Here is a 25,369-nt window from a genome sequence, read left to right as displayed (position 1 = left end):
ACTTTCCTCTATTTAGAAGGTTCGTCCGATAGTAAAAGTGAAGAACTCTTCATTATCACCATCGTATTTTTTAATAGGTTTCGCCAACGAGAAGACTAATGGCCCCATCGGTGACATCCATTGCAGTGCAACACCATAAGATGCGCGATATTTGCTTGGGTCGGAGTAATCATAGTAATACTGATTACCAAACGAGGCATTGGAGCGATAATCGAACTCTGTATCCCATACACTAGCGACATCAACAAAGACACTGGTGCGGACTTGACTGCGTGCTTCATCAGATGCAAAAGGCGTCGGCACAATTAATTCTAAACTGGCAAGGGCAATTGCGTTACCACCGACTGAATCTTTGGTCGCCGTATCTTGACCATTACCTGAACTGGAATAGTCACGATATACCGCTTTAGGGCCCGCCGAGTTAGAGCCAAATCCACGTAAGGTGGTAAAACCACCAGCATAAAAGTTTTCATAAAACGGATAAAGATTATCTTTACCGTCCGTTTGACCATAACCGTTACCATAACCTAAACGACCACGCAGTAGCAGGGTAAATTCATGTTTTCTGGTTAATGGGAAATATTGACGCACATCGTATTGCAACTTGAAAAACTGCGCATCGGAACCCGGAGTGGTCATTTTAGCAAACGCACGCTGATGGTTACCGGCGGTTGGGAAAAAACCTCGGTTAAGGTTATTTCGAGTCCAAGCAACGTTGACATCAAAATCATCGGTGATCAACTCTTTCGGATCACAATCGCCTAAGTTGCACAGGAACTGCTCAACTTGTAAATAAGGCGATAAATTACCAATTTTGTTATGGGTATAACCAACACCAAACTCAAAACGATTGAGTTCATCAAACGGGAATCCCCAAGTCAAACTGGTACCATAACTTTGGTTGGTATAATCGACAATCCCGGCTTCTGAGGCTTCAAACTTGTTGTAGAAGACGCGGCCGCCAAGGCTGACGCCATCAATATTCCAATAAGGATCACGGTATTCCAGCGTAATATTTTGTTGATAATCGTTAGTGGTTGCAGTGACACCGACACGGTTACCGGTTCCTAAGAAGTTATCTTGGGTTAATCCGACGGTAAAACTCACCCCCGATTCGGTACCATAACCAACACCAAAGTTAATACTTCCCGAGTTAGCCTCTTTGACGGTATAGACCAAATCAACTTGATCGTCTGAACCAGGAACACGAACCGTTTGTACATCAACCGTTTCAAAAAAGCCCAAGCGGTTTAAACGCGTTTTTCCAGTATCAATCGCACGCGAATTCAACCAACTGCCTTCCATTTGACGCATTTCTCGGCGTAAAACTTCATCACGAGTGGCATTGTTACCGATAAAACGAATGTCACGAACATAAATACGCTTACCAGCTTCAACATGCACGATGAGAGAAACCTGTTGTGTTTCATCATCAAATTCAGGGATCGTACGCACTTGAGGATAAGCATAACCGGCTTCACCAAGAACACGTTTAACACTTTCTTCCAACTGTGTGACTGCCGAGCCCTGATAAGTCTCACCTAACTCAAAGGGAACCTGAGCCTTAAACTCGTCTTCTTTACCAATTAACTCTCCGCGAAATTGGACATCTTTTACCGTGTACGGTAAACCTTCATTCAGATTCAAGGTGATGTAGACACCTTTTTTATCTGGAGAGATAGAAACGTGGCTCGATTCAACTTGGAACTTCAAATAACCACGGTCCAAGTAAAAAGTGCGTAGTGCTTCAATATCCGCTGCTAGAACCTGTTTTTGATACTTATCATCAGAGAGGAAGTTCCACCATGACAAATCGACGTTCAGATTGAAGCGAGATAAAAGATCTTCATTACTGAACACTTCATTACCGATAAAGTTAATTTGCTGAATTTTTGCCGAGACACCTTCAGTAAAAATAAACTTCAAATCAGCTCGATTGCGCGGTAAAGGCGTCACCACTGCTTTTACGCTGGCGTTATACTTACCGACACTGTAATAAAAATCTTCTAAACCTTTTTCGATATTGCTCAGCTTGGTGCGATCCAAAGCCTCACCGACTCGAATACCCGAAGCTTCAAGGTTTTGTTGTAGTTGCTCTTGTTTAATCGCTTTGTTGCCAGAGAAAGAGACACTGGCAATGGTTGGACGCTCTTGAACTTGTACGATCAACGAGGAACCATCGCGCAGAACTTTCACGTTTTCAAAGTTACCCGAGGCATACAACGCTTGGATAATTTGTGCAACATCTTGAGAATCAACGGTATCGCCAATTCGCACAGGCATTCTCAATAACGCAGCACCGAGAGCCACTCGCTGCAGTCCTTGAATCTGAATGTCCTGTACTACAAAATTTTCGGCACCACTAACGGATACACTTGTTGCGAGCAGTGTCGCGAACAGGATTTTTTTCATCGCCATATTTGTTTTAGTTAGTCCTTACTACAACCATTGCCTAATGCGAATCAATCACAGGCGAGTAAAATCATTAAATATTGCTACCGCCATTAAGGAGAAAATGATCACGCCTCCGAGTCGATAGCCAATTTCTTGTATTTTTTCCGGAACAGGGCGTCGAATCACAGCCTCAATCGCGAAGAACAGTAAGTGCCCGCCATCAAGCATTGGCAGCGGAACTAAATTAATAATCCCCAAGTTTATACTGATCAAGGCTAAGAAACCGAGAAAATAAACCAAGCCATAATCAGCCGTGGTCCCAGCCCCTTTAGCAATGGAGATCGGCCCACTGAGATTATTCAGCCCCACATCACCGACAATCAGCTTTTTCAGCATACTGATGGTTAAGTCGATCACTTGTCCCGTTTTTTCAAACGCTTTACCGATTGAGTCGACCACGCCAAACTGTAAGTCAAAGCGGTATCCCGGAGGCCATTCAGCCACTTGTGGCGAAATACCAGCAAAACCTATCATCTGTCCAGACACACTTCGAGCCTCTGGAACCAAAGTGAGCGTCAATCGTTGCTGTGCACGCTCTATACCAATGTCTAACGCTTGATTTGGATTGGCCTGAATCTCAGTAACCGCCTGTTGCCAAGATGAAATCACTTGACCATTAATATGAGTCAAACGGTCTCCCACTTGCAGTCCAGCTTTAGCACCAGCGCCACCAGTAGAAATTGTCGCGAGTACCGTAGAGACTTCAGGGACAAAAGGTTTAAATCCTAGCGCTCCCATAGCAGACTCTGTTTCTGGGTTAAAGTTCCATGACGCCAAGTTAAAAGTCTTGATTTGCTCAATGCCAATCTCATCTGGAGAAGAGACCGTCAATGTGAGGCTTTGGTTACCAATATGGCGAATTAATCCCATATTCACCGACTCCCAATCAAGAGTCTTAACACCTGAAACGGCCTTAATTTCCATACCAGGTTTTACCCCTGCATCGGCAGCAATCGAGTATGGTGCGACTTCACCAATCACCGGTTTGACCGCCGGTACACCGATAATAAAGACCAACCAATAAGCGAAGAGAGCAAATAAAAAGTTAAAAGCTGGCCCTGCGGCAACGATGGCCGTACGCTGCCACAATGATTTTTTATCAAAAGCGAATGGGTACTGCTCGCGAGGAATATCATCTACTCGACTGTCGAGCATTTTGACGTATCCGCCAAGTGGAATAACAGAAATGCTGTACTCAGTTCCGTCCTTGCCTAGGCGTTTCCAAATCGCTCGTCCAAAGCCAATCGAAAACTTTTCTACTTTAACGCCACACTTTCTTGCCACCCAAAAATGCCCGTACTCATGTACCGCGACTAAAATGCCTAAGGCGACAATAAAGGCAACAAAGTTCCATAAAACGCCACTCATAACATACGCTCTTTCAAGTGTTGATTAGCCAGACTGCGCGCCATTGTATCCAGCTCGAGTAGGCTTTCCAAGTGATAGGAATGTAACGGACTGTTTGTCCCACATACGCTCGACAATACCTTTTCATTAATCACGGCAATGTCAGTAAAGCGAATCTGTCCTCGTAAAAATGCCTCAACGGCCACTTCATTGGCAGCATTGAGTGAAGTTGTTGCATGCTGACCGATATAACACGCATCTATCGCCAATTGCAAACAAGGGTAGCGCTGATAATCTACTGCCATAAAGGTCAACTCGCTCATATGGGTAAAATCTAGCGACTTAACACCGGCACTTATCCGTCTTGGATAAGCCAGCGCTTGTGCAATCGGCGTCGCCATATCTGGTTCGCCGAGCTGTGCAATCACCGAACCATCCCGATATTGAACCATTGAGTGGATGACTGATTGCGGGTGGATCAAAACCTTAAGCTGTTCACGAGACGCGTTAAATAGCCACTTAGCCTCAATATACTCAAGCCCTTTATTCATCATGGTCGCAGAATCAACCGATATTTTGGGTCCCATCGACCAATTAGGATGCGCAATCGCTTGTTCTGGAGTAACTTGAGCTAAGGTCTCGATATCGGCATAACGAAATGGCCCGCCTGAGCCAGTCAACAGAATATGAGACACTCCTTGCTCTTGTAAATGGCAGCGCCCGAGCTGAGTTTGAATATCAACAGGTAAACATTGAAAAATCGCATTATGTTCACTGTCAACAGGCAATAATTCGGCGCCATATTGCTCAACAGCGTCAATAAAGAGCTGCCCAGACATGACCAAAGCTTCTTTATTCGCCAATAAGACGCGCTTACCAGCCTTAACCGCAGCCATCGTCGGTAACAAACCGGCGGCGCCGACAATCGCCGCCATCACAGTGTCAACCTCATCGCTAGAAGCAACATGGCACATTGCCTCTTCGCCATACAACACTTCAGTTGCCAGTGAAAGTCCAGCCAATTGAGAGGATAATAACTGCGCCGCTTGTGGCGTAGCCATCACTGCATATTTCGGACGCCATGTTTGGCAAAGCTCGCGCATTTTGCTGACATTGCTGCCCGCCACCAAAGCCACCACACTGAAGTGCTCAGGATTCTCGGCCACCACTTTAAGGGTGCTCGCGCCAATAGAGCCAGTAGCTCCGAGAATGGTTAATTTACGCATTACAAAAACCGTCATGGTTTATGCCGATAAAAGCTTGTTTCACCAGCATTAAAATAAGAAATAACATAAAGCAAATACCGGGAAAGCGGCCGTAAGGCTATCCACTCGGTCCAAAATACCACCGTGGCCAGGAATGATCTTACTGCTGTCTTTAATGCCAGACACCCGCTTAAACATACTTTCTACCAGATCGCCCAACACAGAAATCACGACGGTGACTAAAATGGTCAACAACATAATAACGGTGGAAGCAAATTGAATATTAAACCAACTGGCGCATAACCAACCCACCAACATGGCAGCGATTACGCCACCAATTAATCCTTCAATGGTTTTATTTGGACTGACAGCCGGAGCCATTTTTCGCTTACCAAAACTCTTGCCAGAAAAGTAAGCACCACTATCTGCGGCCCAGACAATCAAACAGACATACAGTACCAATTTTGCACCGTGATAACTGTCAGCGGTAATGTATTCCGAGCGTAAAAAAATCACACTCCAAAAAAAAGGCAATAATGTCAGCACTCCGAATAAATGGCGTACTGAGTTGGAGTTTTCCCAGCAAGATCGTGATTTGGGATAAGTAATAGCGAGACCGCTAGCGATAATCCACCACAGTGAACCGATCACTAAGATGCCGTAATGCATTGGTTGCAAAGCACTTAATACAGAAAGCTGAGGAACAAGCAACCAATAGCTTAGCGCTCCGACCACAATACCGGGCAATAAAGCAAGATAACGAGAGGAAGAAGAAACAAATTGTGTCCACTCCCATAGCCCCAATAACGTGACGACCGCCAACGCTAAAATAAAGCCAGATTGCGGGAGCCAAAAAATGCCAGCAATCACTAAAGGGGCAAGTAAAAGCGCAGTAATAATTCTTTGCTTCAAACTGAGAAGTCCTATTTTATGGTGTCATTAACGCTTTGACTTGCTCACCGGTACAACCAAATCGGCGCTCACGATTAACAAACCAAGTCACAGCTTCAATTAAACTGTCTTCACCAAACTCAGGCCAATAGACCGGAGTAAAATACATTTCTGCATAAGCCAACTGCCAAAGAAGAAAGTTACTGATTCGGCATTCACCACTGGTACGAATCAATAAATCGACTTCTGGAAGATCAGCCATCGTTAAATGCTCAGCGATCAAGGCTTCATTTATATCCGTCACATTGATCTCATTACGACTGATTTTAAGAGCAATATGGCGCATCGCCTGAGTGATGTCCCATTTTCCACCGTAGTTCGCCGCGATATTAATCACCATACCGGTATTATGCTGAGTCAACGCCTCAGCTTGGGCGATTTTACTCTGTAATCGCTCACTGAACCGACTGGTATCGCCAATAACACGTAAACGCAGATTATTTTTGTGCAGTTTTTTGACCTCGGTCGATAAGACACGAAGAAATAACTCCATCAATACGCCGACCTCTTCCTCTGGGCGTCGCCAATTTTCACTGCTAAAAGCAAATAAAGTCACGGCTCGAATCCCCAGTTTTGCTGCGGTAGAAACCGTTTTACGCACCGCAGCAACCCCATTTTTATGACCAAAGATCCGAGGTTTACCTTGTGCTTTTGCCCAACGACCATTGCCATCCATAATGATGGCGATATGTTGAGGGAGAACATCTAACGAGAGCTGCGAATTTTGCATAGAAACGTAATAAAGAAAAAAGATGGTGAAGAGTAGCATAAAAAAACGCTGTGCTGTGAGCACAGCGTTTTTCTGTTAGGGTTTTGTAGAAATTAAACTTCCATAAGTTCTTTTTCTTTTACCGCTAAGACGTCATCGATTTTCTTGACGGCTGTATCGGTCAATTTTTGAATTTCATCTTGAGCCTTACGCTCTTCATCTTCTGAAATTTCTTTGTCTTTCAATAACGCTTTTAGATCGTTGTTAGCATCACGACGAATATTACGCACGGCTACTCGACCACCTTCCGCTTCACCACGGACGATTTTAACGAGATCACGACGACGCTCTTCCGTTAATGGTGGTAGTGGAACACGAATAACCGTACCCGCTGACATTGGGTTTAACCCCAAATCAGACATTAGGATCGCTTTTTCAACTTTTGGCGTAAGTTCTTTATCAAATACCGTAATCGCTAATGTACGTGCATCTTCAGCAACTACGTTGGCAATTTGGCTTAGAGGCGTTGATGCACCGTAGTACTCAACAGAGAGGCCAGATAGTAGGCTTGGGTGAGCGCGGCCAGTGCGAATCTTTGATAGATTGTTCTTTAGCGCTTCTACACTTTTATCCATACGCTCTTGAGCGTCTTTTTTGATCTCATTAATCACAATATCACCTTAATTCTTATTTCATTTCGAGAGTGATTATACAGCGGAGCTGATCAGCGTCCCTTCCGCTTCACCCATAACCACACGGCGTAGCGCGCCTGGCTTATTCATATTAAAGACACGGATTGGCATGTTATGATCACGAGCCAGAGTAAAGGCTGCCAAATCCATCACTTTAAGTTCTTTTTCCAGCACATCGTTGTAAACCAGCTTATCATACAGTTGCGCATCCGGATTGGCTACAGGGTCAGCACTGTAGACGCCGTCTACTTTTGTCGCTTTGAGAACCACGTCAGCTTCAATTTCGATACCACGTAAACAAGCAGCAGAATCGGTTGTGAAGAATGGGTTGCCAGTACCAGCAGAAAAAATTACTACACGACCTTGGCGCAATTGACTGATCGCGTCAGCCCAGTTGTAGTCATCACACACCCCTTTAAGTGGAATGGCCGACATAACACGTGCGTTCACGTAAGCTCGATGTAGGGCGTCACGCATCGCAAGGCCATTCATCACTGTTGCCAACATGCCCATATGGTCACCGACAACACGGTTCATTCCCGCAGCCGCTAAACCTGCACCACGAAACAAGTTGCCACCACCAATGACGACACCAACTTGAACACCCAACTCAACGAGTTCTTTCACTTCTTGTGCCATACGATCAAGCACCGTTGGATCGATACCAAAACCTTCTTCACCTTGAAGCGCTTCACCGCTCAATTTTAATAAAATACGTTGATATGCGGGTTTAGGGTTTGTTGTCATGGACTTTACCTTTCAAAAAGTATCGTTAGTTAACAGTCATAAATAAACTTACTGCGTAAATGTATTGATGATCATTACCATCGTGAGTTCGAAAACCGCTCTCTTTAACCGTCGAGGGAGTGATATTCGTAAAAAGACCGCAGCCATGGCCACGGTCTTTATCTTGGTCATCAAAAAGGCAATTAACCTTTCTGAGCCATAGCCACTTCTTCAGCGAAGCTCAGGCCTTCTTGTTTTTCGATACCTTCACCTACTTCTAGGCGAACGAAAGTCGATACTGAAGCACCTTTTTCTTTCAAAATTTCACCAACAGTTTTCTTTGGCTCCATAACGAAAGGTTGACCAGTTAGAGAAACTTCACCGGTGAATTTCTTCATACGGCCTTCAACCATTTTCTCTGCGATCTCTTTTGGCTTACCTTCGTTCATTGCGATTTCAACTTGAACTTCACGCTCTTTCGCAACAACATCAGCCGGTACATCTTCAGGATTTACGTATTCAGGGCGAGAAGCCGCTACGTGCATCGCGATGTGTTTTAGAGTTTCAGCATCGGCATCACCAGCAACCACAACACCAATACGAGAACCATGGCTGTATGCAGCCAAAGCTTTGCCTTCAGCGTATTGAACGCGACGGATGTTGATGTTTTCGCCAATTTTAGCAATAAGAGTCACACGAGCATCTTCAAACTGTGCTTGTAGATCTTCTAGGCTTGGTTTTGATGCTAACGCCGCTTCAGCGACTTCGTTAGCGAATGCTAGGAAGTTACCATCTTTAGCAACGAAATCGGTTTGACAGTTGATTTCAACCAAAGCGGCGGAACCTTCTGCTTCTTTGATGATGATCGCGCCTTCAGCAGCGATATTACCTGCTTTTTTAGCCGCTTTTGCAGCACCGCTTTTACGCATATTTTCGATGGCAAGTTCGATGTCACCGTTGGTTTCAACGAGTGCTTTCTTACATTCCATCATACCTGCGCCAGTACGTTCACGCAGTTCTTTTACTAGAGCAGCAGTAACAGCCATTCTCTATTCCTCAGTTGATTCAGGATTAAAAATTGGGGGCCTAATAATTTGGCCCCCAATACTAACTATGACTTAGCCTCGTGGTATTCCACAAAAGGCTAAGTATGACTAAGAGCCGCTCTTATTCCGCTTCTACAAAGCCGTCTTTTTCAGCAACTGCCGCTACGTCTTTGTTACGACCTTCGTTTACTGATTCAGCTGCAGCATTCAGGTATAGTTGAACGGCACGGATCGCATCGTCGTTACCTGGGATGATGTAATCAATACCATCTGGGTTAGAGTTAGTATCAACAACAGCAAACACTGGAATACCTAGGTTGTTTGCTTCTTTAACTGCAATGTGCTCGTGATCAGCATCGATAACGAATAGAGCGTCAGGTAGACCGCCCATGTCTTTGATACCACCAAGAGATTTCTCAAGCTTGTCCATTTCACGAGTACGCATTAGCGCTTCTTTCTTGGTTAGCTTGTCGAAGGTGCCATCAGTCGCTTGAACTTCAAGTTCTTTTAGACGCTTGATTGATTGACGAACGGTTTTCCAGTTAGTTAGCATACCACCTAACCAACGGTTGTTTACGTAGTATTGATTGCTTGCAATCGCTGCTTCTTTTACTGCTTCAGAGGCTGCGCGCTTAGTACCTACGAAAAGTACCTTACCTTTTTTGTCACCGATTTTCACAAGCTCAGCCAGTGCTTCGTTGAACATTGGTACTGTTTTTTCTAGGTTGATGATATGAACCTTGTTACGAGCACCAAAAATGAATGGTTTCATTTTTGGGTTCCAGTAACGAGTCTGGTGACCGAAGTGAACACCAGCTTTCAGCATATCGCGCATTGATACAGTTGCCATTAAATAATCCTCTATGGGGTTAGGCCTCCACATCCCCCATGTCGCCGACCTCTCAACGCTACAACGCTGGAAGCACCCCGGAACATGTGTCGGAATGTGTGTGATTTAAAGATAAATGTGTGTGGATTCTGCCTGCTTCGCCTTAACAGAAGAAATCAGGCCGATGTTCCGGCGCGTTTTATACCATATTTAGCACTAATCTGACTAGCAAAAATTGCGGCACCGCCTCTGCTCCTGCTTTATCGACAGACAGACTAAGTGAGAAGATCTCGCTACCGTTTCTATTCTTTCTATATCCAAACAACTGAGAGTTGCCGGCAGGCGGGAAATGAATGACCAACTTGAACAGCCGTAGGCTAGCCTTTGGTGAGATCCAGAGATGGTTCTCATCATCTCCATAATCATAGACAGACCATGTGACTGGGCTGAATAAATTTAGCCATCACTACTGTAGCTTCAAGTGTGAAGAATATCCCCCATTTATGAGGTTGGTAACATAACCGCCATCGCCACAGCTTAACCATTCTTATTTACACCACTTCTTGCGCTTCCTTCTCTCACTGTTACAATATTGCGATTAGCACCCAGTGCCTAAAATTTGAATAGAGAAAGCCGATGTCTGTAAAAATTAAAAATGCTCAAGAAATAGAAAAAATGCGTGTAGCGGGGCGATTGGCTGCGCAAGTTTTAGAAATGATTGAACCTCACGTCAAAGCTGGCGTGACCACTGAACACCTTAACCAACTTTGCCACGATTATATTACCGAAGTTCAAGGCGCTATTCCTGCCCCTCTTAACTATCATGGCTTCCCAAAATCCATTTGCACATCGATTAACCATATCGTTTGTCATGGCATTCCAGCTGAACAAGACTCGCAATTTGGTCAACTACTTCGCCCTGCCGTCTTAAAAGATGGTGATATTATGAACATCGATATTACTGTCATTAAAGATGGTTATCACGGTGATACCTCAAAGATGTTCTTAATTGGCGATGTACAGCCAGCCGACAAACGTTTATGTCTGGTGGCTCAAGAGTGTCTCTATTTAGCCTTAAAAAAAGTGAAACCAGGCGTACAACTCGGCGAAATTGGTACTGCGATAGAGAAGTACATCAAAACCAATAATAAAAATAACCCGCGATCAAAATTCTCGATTGTTCGTGACTACTGCGGTCATGGTATCGGCGCAGAGTTTCATGAAGAGCCTCAAGTGGTGCACTACAAAAATAGTGACCGCACACTGCTTCGTGAAGGGATGATTTTTACCATTGAGCCAATGATCAATGCGGGTAAATTTGGTTGCCGTCTGGATGATGAAGATAACTGGACCGTCTATACCGCCGATAGTAAAAACTCGGCTCAATGGGAACACACCATTTTGGTTACCGCGGATGGCTGTGAAATTCTCACGCTACGCGAAGAAGAGACTATCCCTCGTATTTTTCACAATGCCTAATCCGACCCTATAGTCGGTAAAGGGAGCTTGAGCTCAGCGCTTGATTTCTGTTAGATTGAGCGTTCATACTGAGTTCACTCCCTTGCATGGACCGCACTGTTATGGCTTATTTATCCCCACTAAATTACACCGACCAACAGCTCACGGTTGAGCAATTAAAACAGCAACTCGATCTTTTCTCCGCTCATCAACGTCAAGCGTTTCTCTCTCGCCATCCGGTCAGTGATCTCGTGGTTGGTCGTGCCGATTATATGGATATGCTCCTTAATCGTCTTTGGCAATATTTTGGTTTTGACAAACTCAATGACCTCTGTCTGGCCGCTGTTGGCGGATATGGAAGAGCTGAATTACACCCTTTATCTGACATTGATATTTTAGTCGTTTCCACAACACGATTAGCCGAAGATATTGGCAGTAAAGTCAGCCAATTCATTACCTTATTATGGGACTTACGCCTAGAAGTAGGCCATGCTGTGCGTACCGTAGAAGAGTGTATTGAGATTGGCAAAGCAGATTTAACCGTTGCAACTAATTTGCAAGAAGCACGTTTACTGTGCGGTAGTGACCGTATTTTCCAGCGTTTACAATCAGCCATTCATAGTGAATCTTTTTGGCCAAGTGAATGTTTCTACCAAGCTAAAATTCAAGAACAGCGTGAGCGTCATGCCCGTTATCACGATACGGCCTATAATCTTGAGCCAGATATTAAATCTACCCCTGGCGGGCTTAGAGATATTCACACCTTGAGCTGGGTTGCTCGTCGCCATTTTGGAGCAACATCACTGTATGAAATGAGCCGCTTCGGCTTTCTTACTGACGCTGAATTTCGCGAATTGGCCGAGTGCCAAGATTTTTTGTGGCGAGTTCGCTTCGCTCTGCATCTTGAACTGAAACGTTATGACAATCGACTCGGTTTTGCTCATCAAGCTCAAGTCGCCGAACATCTTGGATTTACTGGCGAAGGTAACCGAGCGGTTGAAAAAATGATGAAGGAGTTCTATCGCACCTTACGCCGCGTATCCGAACTCAATAAAATGCTCTTGAAGTTGTTTGATCAAGCGATCTTAAACCGTGGTGAAGAAATCAAAGCAGAGATCATGAACCACGACTTTCAGCGCCGTGGTTCATTAATTGAAGCTCGAAAACCCGCTCTTTTTCAAGCTCGACCTGAAACCATTCTCGACATGTTTTTGCTCATGGCCAATGACTCGAGTATTGATGGGGTTGCCCCTTCTACGATGCGTCAATTAAGAACCGCGCGGCGACGATTGAATAAATTTTTGCATACGATTCCTGCTGCACGCGAAAAGTTTCTCGCGCTGACCCGTCACCCCAATGCACTTCACAAAGCGTTTGGACAAATGCATAAATTGGGCGTGTTGGCCGCCTATTTGCCGCAATGGAGTCAGATAGTTGGGCAGATGCAATTTGACTTGTTTCATGTCTATACCGTTGATGAGCACAGCATCCGTCTACTCAAACATATTCATCTGTTCAATGACCCTAAAAATCATCAACGTCATCCTATCTGCTGTGAGATTTTCCCGAAAATACAAAAAAAAGAGCTGCTGATCCTTGCAGCTATTTTTCATGATATTGCCAAAGGCCGCGGCGGCGATCATTCAGAAATAGGTGCGACCGAAGCTTACGATTTTTGTATCGAACACGGTCTTTCTAAGCCAGAAGCTAAATTAGTCGCTTGGTTAGTTCAAAATCACTTATTAATGTCCGTCACAGCTCAACGGCGCGATATTTATGATCCAGACGTGATCATCGAATTTGCTAAAAAAGTTCGCGATGAAGAGTATCTGGAATACTTAGTCTGTTTAACGGTAGCTGATATTTGCGCCACTAATCCCGACCTATGGAACAGTTGGAAGCGAACCTTACTGGCTGAACTCTTTTATTCAACACAAAGAGCCTTAAGACGCGGACTTGAACATCCTGTTGATGTCAGGGAGCGAATTCGCCATAACCAACAAATGGCTTCTGCACAGCTACGTAAAGAAGGCTTCCATAGCCGTGAAATAGAGCAATTATGGCAACGCTTTAAGGCCGATTACTTTTTACGCCATACTCACAAACAAATAGCATGGCATGGTATGCACATTTTAACGCACTCATCGCCCACTGAGCCTTTAGTCTTGATCAGTAAAAAAGCCACGCGCGGTGGTACCGAAGTGTTTGTGTATACTAAAGATCAGCCCGCATTGTTTGCAACGGTGGTCGCCGAATTAGACCGTCGAAATCTTAACGTTCATGACGCGCAAATCATGACCAGTAAAGACGGCTATGTTTTGGATACCTTTATGGTTTTGGATCATAACGGCCAAGCGATTGAAGAAAACCGTCATCATGCGTTAATTAAGCATTTAATCCATGTATTGAACGATGGCCGCCCAACAAGACTTAAAACGCGTCGTATTCCACGTAATCTGCAACATTTCACGGTTCGAACTCAGGTCGATTTCTTACCAACAAAAAGCAAAAAACGCACCTTAATGGAACTGGTTGCTCTCGATACGCCGGGATTACTGGCCACCATAGGAGCGACGTTTGCTGAATTAAACTTAGATTTACATGGAGCAAAAATCACCACGTTAGGGGAACGTGCGGAGGACTTATTTATTTTAACCAATCAACAAGGTGCTAAACTCACAGACCAAGAGCAAAGTGCCCTACGTGAACGATTAATTGAGACTATTGCTCAGCTCTCTTCTTCGCACCAAGAAGCTTGATAGCCCTATCAACTAAAACTATGCAGAGGATGCTTATGTTTCCACAACTCACCAGCTTGGGAATCGATCAACCCCATACGATTGAACGTTACTCATTGCGCCAAGAAGCGCAAAAAGATGTACTAAAAATCTATTTCAAGAAACAGAAAGGTGAGTTTTTTGCTAAAAGTGTCAAATTTAAATACCCAAGACAGATCAAAACGGTTTTGGTCGATGGGGGGACGCATCAATACCGAGAAATCAGCGAAATCAATCGTACTCTTACCTTAGTCATTGATGAGTTGAATCAACTCACGCGTAATGAGAATACTGGAGAAAACGTCACTGAGATAGATATCAAACAAAAAATCTTGAGTGATTTAAGACACTTAGAAAAAGTAGTCGCCAGCAAAATTGCTGAAATTGAAGCGGATCTGAACAAACTGTAGTTTGGCTTACCCATAAGGGAGCCTCTGCTCCCTTATTGATGAGTGTTCAGCACAACCTAACTATGCTTAGTTTAGTTGAGCCATCCCGCCCAATGCCCAACAAAAAACAGCATAATAGCCGCCATGATGCCAGCAACGATATCATCGAGCATAATCCCAACACCACCTTCGACTTGCTTATCTAACCATCCAATTGGCCATGGTTTGACCATATCAAAAAAGCGAAAGAGAACGAATCCTGTGACAATCCATTGCCAATCAAAAATTGGCAGTTGCAGTAACGGAACAATAGACATGGTGATCCAAAAACCAGCAAATTCATCCCAAACAATTGAACCATGATCGTGAACCTGCATATCCGTTGACGTTACTTGGCAAATTTTCACACCGAGGATGCACGCCATTAAGACGACGAAAAGATAGGCAAACAAGGGCAGTTGTACTAGAAGTAGATACAGAGGAATAGAAGCTAATGTTCCCATTGTTCCAGGGATGATCGGCGATAAACCACTACCAAATCCGGTCGCCAGTAAATGCCATGGATTGCGTAGTGAAAGACGAGAAAGAGGCTGACTCATGCGGATTCCTTAAAATGATCATAACCGGTCAACGACCAGTCGACTTTTTGTCCATGATTGAGTAAGTCAAACACGCCATGAGGACGAATTTGACCAATGCAGGTGATAGGCGTCGCGGTATGTGCCAGAGCGCTTGCTAACGATCCCTTATTCTCTTCAGGCACCGTAAAGCAGAGCTCGTACTCTTCACCACTGGTTAACGCATACTGCTGCGCAATAAGCGGATCTCCCGTGAACTGCACTAACGCTTCTGATAACGGCAAAGTATGCAAATCAAGGCTCGCTCCCACTTGAGAAGCACTTAAAATATGGTTTAAATCCGCGACTAGGCCATCAGAAATATCAATCGCTGATGAGGCCAAATTGAGCAAGGCTTGTCCGGCGAGTACTCGCGGGGTCGACAAATAATGACGTGACTCTAGCACTGATGCACAAGGTAAAGCTCGTTTGTTCACATCGAGTATCACCTCTAGCCCTGCTTTGCTATCGCCGAGTTGTCCTGTGACATAAATCCAATCCCCGACTTTCGCACCAGAACGCAATAACGCTTTATCTTGTGGAACAAAACCTTGCACTGTGAGAGTGATGCTCAACGGACCTTTAGTCGTATCACCGCCAATTAATTGTACATTGTAGTAATTCGCTAAATCAAAAAAGGCGTCACAAAATGGAGTAAGCCAATCTGGGGTAATCTCAGGTAGGGTGAGCGCCATCGAAACCCAAGCAGGGGTTGCTCCCATCGCGGCTAAATCACTGATATTAGAAGCAAGGGCTTTATGTGCCACCCAAGCTGGATTCGCATCCATTACAAAATGGGTTCCTGCAACTAAGGTATCGGTACTGATTGCGAGTCGAACATTCTCTGGTACATTGACGATCGCACAATCATCCCCCAAAGCCAAATGAACATCTTTACGCTGTGGTTGACGTGCCGCCAAATAGTGTTCAATAAAATTAAATTCACCTAACATGGATGATTCTCTAGCCAGACCAACGAACCCACCGAATGATTCATTCATACGATGTGAATGCGGTTAGTAAAACTAAGCCCATCAATAACACTCGCTCAACCGTTGTAGACGGACTCATTGGTCGATTTTATCGATAAAAAAGGCCAGCGAATGCTGACCTTTTATGCCAAAACTAATTACGCTTTTTTGCGTACATGAGGAGCGGCTTTATCAAGCACGCCATTCACAAACTTATGGCTATCTTCTGCTGCAAACACTTTTGCTAGCTCAATGGCCTCATTAATCACGACCTTATAAGGAACATCTTCGCGTCGAGTCATTTCATACATCGCTAGACGAAGTAGTGCAAGCTCCATCATATCAAGATCTTGCATAGGACGAGAAACGAAAGGACGTAGTTTGCTATCTAGCTCGGTATGATTAAGCACAACGCCGACAAGCAGATCACGGAAATAAGTCACATCAGTTTGTGGGGCAGAGAGTGCAGGCTCTGCCGCATGATGTTCTTCTTCATCATACTTACCACCGGATAAGAACTGCTCTTCAATAGTCGCCACATTCTCTTTAGTGATTTGCCAAGAATAAATAGCTTGTAGCGCAAATTGACGTGCATTACGACGTGCGGCTGGTTTCACACTGGCCCCCATTAGGAATCGATTTCAGAAAGAACGTTTATCATCTCAAGTGCGCTAAGTGCTGCTTCTGCACCTTTATTACCAGCCTTGGTTCCTGCGCGTTCAATAGCTTGATCGATAGTATCAACAGTTAATACACCAAACGCGACTGGAATGCTGAACTCCATCGACACTTGAGCTAACCCTTTATTCATTTCACTGCAAACATAGTCAAAGTGTGGTGTACCACCACGAATAACCGAACCCAGTGACACTATCGCATCAAATTTGCCTGTTTTGGCAACGCGTTGAGCCACTAGCGGCAGTTCAACCGCACCAGGACAACGAACAACGGTAATATTCTCGTCGCTAACTTGACCATGACGCTTTAAAGTATCGATGGCACCAGACAGCAGACTTTCGTTAATAAAACTGTTGAAACGAGAAATCACAATCGCAACTTTGGCATGGGGGGCTGGGAAACCACCTTCGATCACTTTCATAAGCTTTCCTTTAACTCTGTTCATCAAGTGAGAATCGCCGGATTCTAGCACAAATTTGTGAACGATATCTAATAGTAATTTGCCGCCACAAGGGCGGCTTATCGTGCAGACTTAACGAGACAAACACGAAATAACGGGCTTATTCGCTGATATACTCGACCACGTTCAAACCAAATCCACCTAAGGCATGGTATTTCTTATTGGCTGAAGAGAGTAAACGCATATCACTGATCCCTAAATCAGCGAGGATCTGTGAACCGACACCAACTCGTCGTGATGTCCCTTGCTTTTTCGCCATTGTTGGGGCTGCGCCTTTATCTTGCTGTTCAAACATTTTAACTCGATGAATAAGCAGCTCTGTAGACTCTTCATTACCAAGAATCACCAGCACCCCCCCTTCTTGACCAATACGTTGCATGGCTTTATCCAACGTCCAACTACGATCAGCACTGCGATCACTGCGTAATAGATCAGTAAAGGTATCTTGTAGATGAACACGCACCAGAGGCGCTTGCTGAGTAGTCTTCTCTTTTCGCAAAGCAAAATGAATTTGGTTATCAATGATATCGCGATAGGTTACCAGCTCAAACTCACCAAACTCGGTTGGTAATTGGCATTGCGCGACACGCTCAATGGTGGTTTCTGTGTTATTGCGATACTCAATTAAATCGGCAATGGTACCTAATTTGATATCGTGCTTTTTAGCAAAGACTTCCAGATCAGGACGACGAGCCATACTGCCATCGTCATTAAGAATCTCAACGATGACCGACGCAGGCTCAAGCCCTGCGAGACGGGCTAAATCACAACCAGCTTCAGTATGACCTGCGCGGGTAAGTACGCCGCCATCTTGCGCCGCTAATGGGAAAATATGTCCAGGTTGAACTAAATCAGCCGCTTTAGCGTCTTTTGCCACCGCAGCTTGCACCGTACGTGCGCGATCAGCCGCTGAAATCCCCGTCGTTACCCCTTCCGCCGCTTCAATCGATACCGTAAAGTTAGTGGTATACTGTGCGTTATTGTCTTGCACCATCGGTGCTAACCCTAAGTGCTGGCAACGACTTTTAGTCATGGTTAAACAAATCAATCCGCGCCCATGAGTCGCCATAAAATTGATCGCTTCTGGCGTGATATGCTCAGCGGCCATGATTAAATCGCCTTCATTTTCGCGATCTTCATCGTCCATCAAGATAACCATTTTGCCTAAGCGAATATCTTCGATAATGTCTTGTGGGGTACTAATTGACATGACTCTTGTCCTATATTTTGTCTTATTGCGTCACGTATGATTACGCAAAACCATTTTGTTGTAAGAATTCCATTGTCATCCGAGAGGGCGATTCAGGCTCACTCTGACCGCCTACCAATAAGCGTTCTAGATATCGAGCGAGCACATCCACTTCGAGGTTCACCTTGCGCCCAGGTTTAAAGCCGTCAATGGTCGTTTCTGACGTAGTATGCGGTACGATAGTCAGCTTAAAGGCATTCTTTCGTAGCCCATTCACGGTTAAGCTAATTCCATCCATGGTGATCGAACCTTTTTCAGCGACATACTTAATTAACTCGTTCGGCAAACTCACCCATAACTCAATGGCTCGCCCAACCCATTGGCGTTCAATTATTTCACCGACTCCATCAACGTGCCCCGACACGATATGACCACCAAAACGTGTTGTAGGCAGCATGGCTTTCTCTAAATTGAGCGGTTCTCCAATTTGATAGTGAGCAAACGCTGATTTATGAAGTGTCTCTAATGATAAATCAGCACGATAATGCTGTGAACTGACATCAATAACGGTCAAACATACCCCATTGGTAGCAATACTATCACCGAGTTTAACATCACTCATATCGAGTTTTCCCGTAGCAACGGTAATGGTGACGTCTTCCCCTTGACGGGTCATGTCAACCAAGGTCCCTACGGCTTCTATAATTCCGGTAAACATAATCAGTTATCTTATTGTTGTGAGGTTAGAGTTGCGGTTAAACGAAGGTCTGGCCCGATCATACGGCAATCTTGAATCACTAATCCTAACGTTTGATCCATATGAGTAAAACCCAGCGAACCAAATAAGCCTCGGCCATCACTGCCCATGATTTTCGGCGCAAGGTAAATGATCAATTCATCAACCAGTTGCTGATCGATTAAGCTTTTCGCTAACGTAGGCCCAGCTTCTACCCAAAGATGATTGATCTGATACTGTTCAGCTAAAGCGGTTAAGGTATGACGCAGATCGAGCTGTTGATGCTGATTTAATGGCACACACAGATCGGCCTCTTGCTCTGCTACACGAATAATCGGTGCAGAGGTTGCATAAAGTGCTAATCCAGGGTGCAACTGATGCTGACGGTCAAGTATCACACGCGTAGGTTGACGAAGTTCAGCATGAGGGTATTGCTGTTGCACATCGACGGGTAATTCAGGCCAACGTACCGTTAATGAGGCGTTATCGGCTAGCACGGTTTGACTGGTTGATAACACCGCTCCTGCTTGTGCTCGATACACTTGAACATCTTGACGCGCTTGTGCTGAGGTTATCCATTGGCTTTCACCATTAGCCAGTGCCGTTTGTCCATCCAAACTGGCCGCTAACTTTAACTGGATATAAGGCATTCCGGTTTGCATTCGTTTAATAAATGCCGGATTAAGCGCCTTGGCATCCGCTTCCAATAAACCCACTTCCACTTCAATTCCTGCTTCTCGCAACATAGCAATACCGCGTCCAGATACTTGTGGATTAGGGTCTTGCATCGCGCAAATCACCTTTGTCACTCCGGCTTGAATTAACCCTTCAGCGCAAGGAGGCGTTCGTCCATAATGAGAACAAGGCTCAAGCGTAACATAAGCGGTCGCACCACGAGCCTGCTCTTTAGCCATTCGTAATGCATAAACCTCAGCATGGGGTTGACCTGCTCGATAATGGAAGCCTTCACCAACAATGCGGCCTTGTTGAGTAATTACGCACCCTACCCTAGGATTCGGTGCCGTAGTGAAGCGTCCGCGCTGAGCAAGTTGGATGGCTCGCGCCATCATTTGATAATCGGCAGCAGAAAAGTTTGACATCATCGGACTCACGTTCAATTTTCTAATTTAGCAATCTCTTCACCAAACTCGCGAATATCTTCAAAACTACGATAAACCGAGGCAAAGCGAATATATGCCACCTTATCTAAATCTTTCAGTTGTTCCATGACTAAGTTACCAATCAATTCACTAGGCACTTCCCGCTCTCCGGTAGCACGTAATTTAGATTTTATCGTACTGATCGCTAACTCAATCGCATCGGCGCTAACAGGGCGTTTTTCTAAAGCGCGCTGCATCCCACCAATCATTTTTTCTTCATCAAACGGCTCTCGATTACCGTTAGATTTGATGACTCTAGGCATCACTAGCTCTGCCGTTTCAAACGTGGTGAAACGTTCGCTGCAAGTCAAACATTGCCGACGACGGCGCACTTGGTGACCATCAGCCACTAGACGAGAATCGATAACTTTTGTTTCGTTTTCAGAGCAAAAAGGACAATGCATATTACCTCCCTAGCAAGGTGATCAGTGTACCGGAAATGGACATATGAACAAAAGGAAAAGGGGCCAATAAGCCCCTTTTCCTGATTGATTTAGTCAAATTTGTTAAGCGCCTCTATCGATAAACAGCAGCTCATCATATTCACTAGTTAAATGGCTTTAACTGCGCAATAAATAATTTCCTTTACCAACCCATTTGTAACTGGTCAACTCCTCAAGACCCATTGGACCTCGAGCATGCAGTTTTTGGGTCGACACCGCAACCTCTGCCCCTAAACCAAATTGCGCTCCATCAGTAAAACGAGTCGAGGCATTGACATAGACAGCAGCGGATCCCGCTGAATTAATGAATCGCTCAGCATTGAACAGATCATTTGTCATGATGGCATCAGAATGGCTGGCATTATGCTCACGCATATGCTCAATGGCCTGCTCAACTCCACTGACAACTTTAACGCCTAAGGTGTAACTTAACCATTCGCTATCAAAGTCTCCTGCTTGTGCGAGGCGAATATTATTTGCCTCCGGAAGCAGTGCTTTGGCATGTTCATCGACGACTAACGTCAGTTTATCGTGCAATTGATGCTGCAGTTTTTCTAACAAAGGTTGAGCAATCGCTTGATGAACCAGTAAGGTATCTAATGCATTACAAGCTGATGGACGCTGCATTTTTGCGTTTTCAATCACCGCAAGCGACTTATCAAGGTCGGCACTCTCATCAACAAAAATATGGCTGATACCAAAACCGCCAATGATCACGGGAATGGTGCTGTTTTCCTTACACATTTTATGTAATCCAGCACCACCTCGCGGAATGATCATATCGACATACTGATCCAGTGTTAATAATTGAGTAACGTATTCACGCTCAGGTTGACGCATATATTGAACGGAAGCCATTGGAAGATCGGCTTTACTCAAGGCTAACTGAATGACATTAACCAGCTCAAGATTAGAGAAAAAGGTTTCTTTACCACCACGTAAAATGGCTGCATTACCCGTTTTCAAACATAATGCGGCGATATCAATCGTTACATTAGGGCGCGCTTCATAAATAACACCCACCACACCAAGCGGAACACGACGGCGAGCTAATGACATGCCATTTTCAAGGACTTTACTGTCGATTTCACTGCCGACAGGATCAGGTAAACGAATGACATTACGCACATCATGAGCAATAGCCTGTAAACGTGATTCTGTAAGCAAAAGTCGATCGAGTAACGCTTCACTTAACCCAGCTTCTTGTCCCAAAGCAATATCTTTCGCATTGGCCGCTAAAATAGCGCCCATATTGGCTTCCAGTTCATTTGCTATTATTGCAAGTGCTTGGTTTTTCTGCGCGGTCGAGGCGGTAGCAAGTTGAAACGAAGCTAATTTCGCCGCCTTACCCATTTCGATTAAATCCACAATTCTTCTCCCTATTCTTGAATAACGACCATATTATCACGGTGAATGACTTCAGCGCCGTAATCATAACCAAGAATATCGATGATCATGGTGCTGTGTTGGCCGGCAATTTTACTCAAATCGCGACTGGAATAAGTGCTGATGCCACGAGCAATCAGATGCTGCTGTTGATCTTTCACGCAAATGACCTCGCCGCGCGCAAATTCGCCCACAACTTTGATAACCCCTTTAGCCAACAAACTACTGCCTTTAGCTAGTAAGGCATTAACCGCTCCTTGATCAATATACACATCGCCAGAAGCAGCAGGACCCGCTAAAATCCAACGTTTACGATTTTCTAGAGCTTCTTCCAGAGCTAAAAAGCGTGTGCCTTGTGGCGTGTCGCTTAATGCATCAAAAATGACATTGGGCGCTCGGCCGGCAGCAATAATCACTTCAATCCCCGCTCGACGAGCAATATCAGCCGCTTGCAATTTAGTCGCCATACCTCCGGTACCTAATGTTGTACCACTTCCACCCGCGATTTTTCGCAGCGTGTCATCAATGGTTTTAACCTCTTTGATTAACTCTGCGCTAGGATCTTTACGCGGATCGGCGGTGAACAAACCTTTTTGATCGGTTAGTAATAAGAGCTTATCCGCTGCACACAAAATACCGACTAAGGCCGAGAGATTATCGTTATCACCAACTTTAATTTCATTGGTTGCAACCGCATCGTTTTCATTGACCACTGGAATAATGCCGTGTTCGATCAGGGCATTGATCGTATCTCGCGCATTCAAAAAACGCTCTCGATCTTCCAAATCAGCACGAGTTAATAACATTTGACCAATTTTTATGCCATAAAGCGCAAATAACGACTCCCACGCTTGAATCAACTGACTTTGACCAACGGCAGCCAATAATTGTTTACTTGATATGGCTTGGGGCAATGCGGGATAACCTAGATGCTCTCGACCTGCGGCAATTGCTCCTGAAGAGACAATCACCACACTGTGGCCTTGTTTTTTTAATTCAGCACATTGACGGACTAACTCAACCATATGTGCGCGATCAAGTGCTAACGTTCCACCGGTAAGAACACTGGTTCCTAGCTTCACAACGATGGTTTGTAACGCTGTTTGGCTCTGTTGATTCATTGTCATGATTTTGTCTGTTGAAGAAAACATTTAAGAGGTGATGTTTTAGCAATCCAGCGCCTCTTACACAAGCAGAAAAGGTGCTAAAGAGCACCTTTTTTTAGTGGGAATTATTTCTTACTCTGCTAAGCACTCAGTGAGCAGTAAAGGAAGTGTTCTTATTGACACGATAAAATACAACAAGCCAATGATTAAGTGATAACGCTGTCATACTTAGCAAGCAGGCAACCTAGAATTAAGCAAACGCTGTCGATTGTTGATGCAAGGACAGACTTAATTCAAAACGTTGCTGCAAAGTTTGAGCTAACTTTTTATGAAAATCTTCTTGGGTACGAATCACTTCAGGCAGCGCCGCCGCCGTTGGCTTACTCTCTTCCCATTGACCTGCGAGGTTATAGCGGCCGATACGATAATTGGCTTCAAAGCCAGTTTCGGTCGTCGTCAACTCCATCCACCAGCCCCAAAACTCCCGTTTTTCAGGCGATTTTTTATCATTAATACAAAAAGCTAAACAATCAAACCAATAAATGCCTTCCTGGCACTGCCCTTCCCGTAAATAAGGACCAATCGCTTTTAACGTCGATAATAAACGATAATGTGTCGGATATTTTGCTGCCTCTGACATGTAGACTCTCCTTGTTAAGAATGATTATTGCTTTTAATAATCATACGCTTAAAAACGCAGACAATTCACTCTTAACTAATTTAAGCCAAAAGTCATTCGCAAAGTTGTTCTTCCAGCCACTTTATCGCTAAATCGAGGGATTGCTCATATCCTCGTGTAAGACTTTCACTCTTTATCTGTTTTGATTGCCCGCCTTGACTAAAAGTCGCAATCAAATGATTATCGCTGGCAGGTGAAACCGGATCACCTTCCATCGCTAACGCCAAAATAGGAACTTTAGTACGTCGAGTCGCGAGGAAGCCTTGCACTTTCAGTGACCATGCCATCAGTTGAGCCGATAAACTCGGAATATCAACCGCATGCTTACCAATTCGCGACGCTAACACATCCATATACATTTTCGACATCAGTTTCATTTTTTGCTGAGAAACAAAAATATCATGCACCGGAGCGCCGATAGCGACACACGCTTTAATTTTATCTGATTCAATAAACGATAATCTGACCATGGCGTTACCACCAAAGCGAAAGCCAATCAAACCAACTCGACGATGATCAACCCAAGGCAAGGGGGCTAATTGATTAAGTACCGCTTGGTGTAAACAAGAAGAATCTTGCGTTAATGACCAATGATTACTGTGACCAACAGAAGGCATATCAATCGTTAACATCGCAATATTTCGTTTAGCTAGATAATCACGAAAGAGACGCCACATATCGGTTTGCAAACTATCAAGACCAGCACTAACGATCACCACCGGTTGTGGCTCATCAGTGTGTGACAAATGCAGGTGACCAAGAATTTTCTTACCTTGATAATCAAACTCTAATGGCTTAATCGTATACTGCGTCAGTTCAGAGGCTTGTTTATAAGCAGCATTGGCCAACACTCGCGCTTGAATGGCCAAGGTATCATTTTTTAAATGGGGATAACCGGCAATACTGTAGCAAAGGGAAGCACTAAACATACGCTCGGCTGCGGCTTCTCCCGTTAAGGCTTCACTTTGCTTATGGTAACGTCCACCGAGCTTTGTCCATTCATACGTCCAATTGCCACTATGATAACCAATCACGGTATCTAACCACTTTTCATGACTTCGAGAATGCTCAGATGAAGCCATGTTGGCGAGAACCTCTTCTTGATCGATAGGATTAATTCCTAACCAAGCCCACTGTAAACGACGTAAATTTCGATACCACGAAAAAGGATCTTGCTCCATTTTCTGTTCAAAAAATTCACTACTACTCGGCATGTATTGCGTGAGAGAGGAAGTCTCTTTCGCCTCTTTATGCTGTTGAAAGAGCGTTTCTGATAGGTTGATATTGCTTGATTCAGACATGATGCATCTCATTGTTAAACCGCTTAGGCCTTATAGTAATCAAAAAAAAGGCCCTTTGCA

Annotated in this window: 24 protein-coding genes; 3 read left to right on the top strand and 21 right to left on the bottom strand. The window is 44.6% G+C overall.

Going from position 1 to position 25,369, the window contains the following annotated elements; genetic code table 11:
• Window positions 1–12 precede the first annotated feature (12 nt).
• The 9 genes from bamA to rpsB all read right to left on the bottom strand — a co-directional run bounded on the left by bamA (window position 13) and on the right by rpsB (window position 9,980).
• Complete coding sequence (bamA, locus tag AACS00_RS03140) at window positions 13–2,418, bottom strand: outer membrane protein assembly factor BamA (protein WP_110166503.1); 2,406 nt, start codon at window positions 2,416–2,418, stop codon at window positions 13–15.
• 48 nt (window positions 2,419–2,466) lie between these two features.
• Window positions 2,467–3,822: a sigma E protease regulator RseP gene (gene rseP / locus AACS00_RS03135; protein WP_110166502.1), complete on the bottom strand. Its 1,356-nt coding sequence runs from the start codon at window positions 3,820–3,822 to the stop codon at window positions 2,467–2,469.
• Entirely contained in the window at window positions 3,819–5,027 is a 1,209-nt protein-coding gene (ispC, locus tag AACS00_RS03130) for a 1-deoxy-D-xylulose-5-phosphate reductoisomerase (protein ID WP_072669999.1), read from the bottom strand. The genes rseP and ispC overlap by 4 nt, the downstream gene beginning before the upstream one ends.
• Window positions 5,028–5,075: 48 nt before the next feature.
• Complete coding sequence (locus AACS00_RS03125; RefSeq protein WP_072670000.1) at window positions 5,076–5,918, bottom strand: phosphatidate cytidylyltransferase; 843 nt, start codon at window positions 5,916–5,918, stop codon at window positions 5,076–5,078.
• A gap of 16 nt (window positions 5,919–5,934) precedes the next feature.
• A complete protein-coding gene (gene uppS, locus AACS00_RS03120; RefSeq protein WP_072670070.1) occupies window positions 5,935–6,687 on the bottom strand; it encodes a polyprenyl diphosphate synthase in 753 nt (250 codons plus the stop codon).
• A 92-nt stretch (window positions 6,688–6,779) separates the two neighbouring features.
• Window positions 6,780–7,337 carry a ribosome recycling factor gene (gene frr / locus AACS00_RS03115; protein WP_110166501.1) on the bottom strand — a complete coding sequence of 186 codons (558 nt, stop codon included), beginning with the start codon at window positions 7,335–7,337 and terminating at the stop codon, window positions 6,780–6,782.
• Between the two features lie 36 nt (window positions 7,338–7,373).
• Window positions 7,374–8,105 carry a UMP kinase gene (gene pyrH / locus AACS00_RS03110; RefSeq protein ID WP_072670002.1) on the bottom strand — a complete coding sequence of 244 codons (732 nt, stop codon included), beginning with the start codon at window positions 8,103–8,105 and terminating at the stop codon, window positions 7,374–7,376.
• Window positions 8,106–8,287: 182 nt separating this feature from the next.
• Window positions 8,288–9,130, bottom strand: a complete 843-nt coding sequence (tsf, locus tag AACS00_RS03105; RefSeq protein WP_072670003.1) for a translation elongation factor Ts — start codon at window positions 9,128–9,130, stop codon at window positions 8,288–8,290.
• Between the two features lie 121 nt (window positions 9,131–9,251).
• Window positions 9,252–9,980, bottom strand: coding sequence for a 30S ribosomal protein S2 (gene rpsB, locus AACS00_RS03100; RefSeq protein WP_004394656.1), 729 nt, complete (start codon window positions 9,978–9,980; stop codon window positions 9,252–9,254).
• A 615-nt stretch (window positions 9,981–10,595) separates the two neighbouring features.
• Between rpsB and map the strand changes: the two genes are divergently transcribed.
• The 3 genes from map to AACS00_RS03085 all read left to right on the top strand — a co-directional run bounded on the left by map (window position 10,596) and on the right by AACS00_RS03085 (window position 14,604).
• A complete protein-coding gene (map, locus tag AACS00_RS03095; RefSeq protein WP_072670005.1) occupies window positions 10,596–11,438 on the top strand; it encodes a type I methionyl aminopeptidase in 843 nt (280 codons plus the stop codon).
• 101 nt (window positions 11,439–11,539) lie between these two features.
• The gene (gene glnD / locus AACS00_RS03090; protein ID WP_110166500.1) at window positions 11,540–14,176 is read left to right on the top strand and encodes a bifunctional uridylyltransferase/uridylyl-removing protein GlnD; all 2,637 of its coding nucleotides are present in this window, start codon (window positions 11,540–11,542) and stop codon (window positions 14,174–14,176) included.
• A 35-nt stretch (window positions 14,177–14,211) separates the two neighbouring features.
• Complete coding sequence (locus AACS00_RS03085; RefSeq protein WP_072670007.1) at window positions 14,212–14,604, top strand: DUF3461 family protein; 393 nt, start codon at window positions 14,212–14,214, stop codon at window positions 14,602–14,604.
• Window positions 14,605–14,675: 71 nt separating this feature from the next.
• Here AACS00_RS03085 and pgpA read toward each other — a convergent pair whose 3' ends face one another.
• The 12 genes from pgpA to frsA all read right to left on the bottom strand — a co-directional run bounded on the left by pgpA (window position 14,676) and on the right by frsA (window position 25,309).
• Window positions 14,676–15,182, bottom strand: coding sequence for a phosphatidylglycerophosphatase A (gene pgpA / locus AACS00_RS03080; RefSeq protein ID WP_110166499.1), 507 nt, complete (start codon window positions 15,180–15,182; stop codon window positions 14,676–14,678).
• Window positions 15,179–16,153, bottom strand: coding sequence for a thiamine-phosphate kinase (thiL, locus tag AACS00_RS03075; protein WP_110166498.1), 975 nt, complete (start codon window positions 16,151–16,153; stop codon window positions 15,179–15,181). Before thiL ends, pgpA begins: the two co-directional genes overlap by 4 nt.
• A gap of 176 nt (window positions 16,154–16,329) precedes the next feature.
• Entirely contained in the window at window positions 16,330–16,800 is a 471-nt protein-coding gene (gene nusB, locus AACS00_RS03070; protein ID WP_004394650.1) for a transcription antitermination factor NusB, read from the bottom strand.
• Entirely contained in the window at window positions 16,800–17,270 is a 471-nt protein-coding gene (gene ribH / locus AACS00_RS03065; RefSeq protein ID WP_004394649.1) for a 6,7-dimethyl-8-ribityllumazine synthase, read from the bottom strand. The genes nusB and ribH overlap by 1 nt, the downstream gene beginning before the upstream one ends.
• A 139-nt stretch (window positions 17,271–17,409) precedes the next feature.
• A complete protein-coding gene (ribBA, locus tag AACS00_RS03060; protein WP_110166497.1) occupies window positions 17,410–18,519 on the bottom strand; it encodes a bifunctional 3,4-dihydroxy-2-butanone-4-phosphate synthase/GTP cyclohydrolase II in 1,110 nt (369 codons plus the stop codon).
• A 40-nt stretch (window positions 18,520–18,559) separates the two neighbouring features.
• Complete coding sequence (locus AACS00_RS03055) at window positions 18,560–19,216, bottom strand: riboflavin synthase (RefSeq protein WP_072670011.1); 657 nt, start codon at window positions 19,214–19,216, stop codon at window positions 18,560–18,562.
• A gap of 11 nt (window positions 19,217–19,227) precedes the next feature.
• Window positions 19,228–20,334 (bottom strand): bifunctional diaminohydroxyphosphoribosylaminopyrimidine deaminase/5-amino-6-(5-phosphoribosylamino)uracil reductase RibD, encoded by a 1,107-nt coding sequence (ribD, locus tag AACS00_RS03050; protein ID WP_110166773.1) that lies wholly within the window; start codon window positions 20,332–20,334, stop codon window positions 19,228–19,230.
• A 14-nt stretch (window positions 20,335–20,348) separates the two neighbouring features.
• Complete coding sequence (gene nrdR, locus AACS00_RS03045) at window positions 20,349–20,798, bottom strand: transcriptional regulator NrdR (RefSeq protein WP_072670012.1); 450 nt, start codon at window positions 20,796–20,798, stop codon at window positions 20,349–20,351.
• A gap of 156 nt (window positions 20,799–20,954) precedes the next feature.
• Window positions 20,955–22,205, bottom strand: a complete 1,251-nt coding sequence (locus tag AACS00_RS03040) for a glutamate-5-semialdehyde dehydrogenase (RefSeq protein WP_110166496.1) — start codon at window positions 22,203–22,205, stop codon at window positions 20,955–20,957.
• Between the two features lie 11 nt (window positions 22,206–22,216).
• Window positions 22,217–23,350: a glutamate 5-kinase gene (gene proB / locus AACS00_RS03035; RefSeq protein WP_110166772.1), complete on the bottom strand. Its 1,134-nt coding sequence runs from the start codon at window positions 23,348–23,350 to the stop codon at window positions 22,217–22,219.
• 229 nt (window positions 23,351–23,579) lie between these two features.
• Window positions 23,580–23,969: a sigma factor-binding protein Crl gene (gene crl, locus AACS00_RS03030; protein WP_072670014.1), complete on the bottom strand. Its 390-nt coding sequence runs from the start codon at window positions 23,967–23,969 to the stop codon at window positions 23,580–23,582.
• Window positions 23,970–24,061: 92 nt separating this feature from the next.
• Entirely contained in the window at window positions 24,062–25,309 is a 1,248-nt protein-coding gene (gene frsA, locus AACS00_RS03025; RefSeq protein WP_004394642.1) for an esterase FrsA, read from the bottom strand.
• Between the last annotated feature and the right edge of the window lie 60 nt (window positions 25,310–25,369).

It is taken from the genome of Vibrio sp. 11986-1-5 (genome assembly GCF_963878025.1).
Taxonomy (GTDB): Bacteria; Pseudomonadota; Gammaproteobacteria; order Enterobacterales; family Vibrionaceae; genus Vibrio; species Vibrio injensis.
This window is presented reverse-complemented; position numbering and strand designations above follow the sequence as displayed.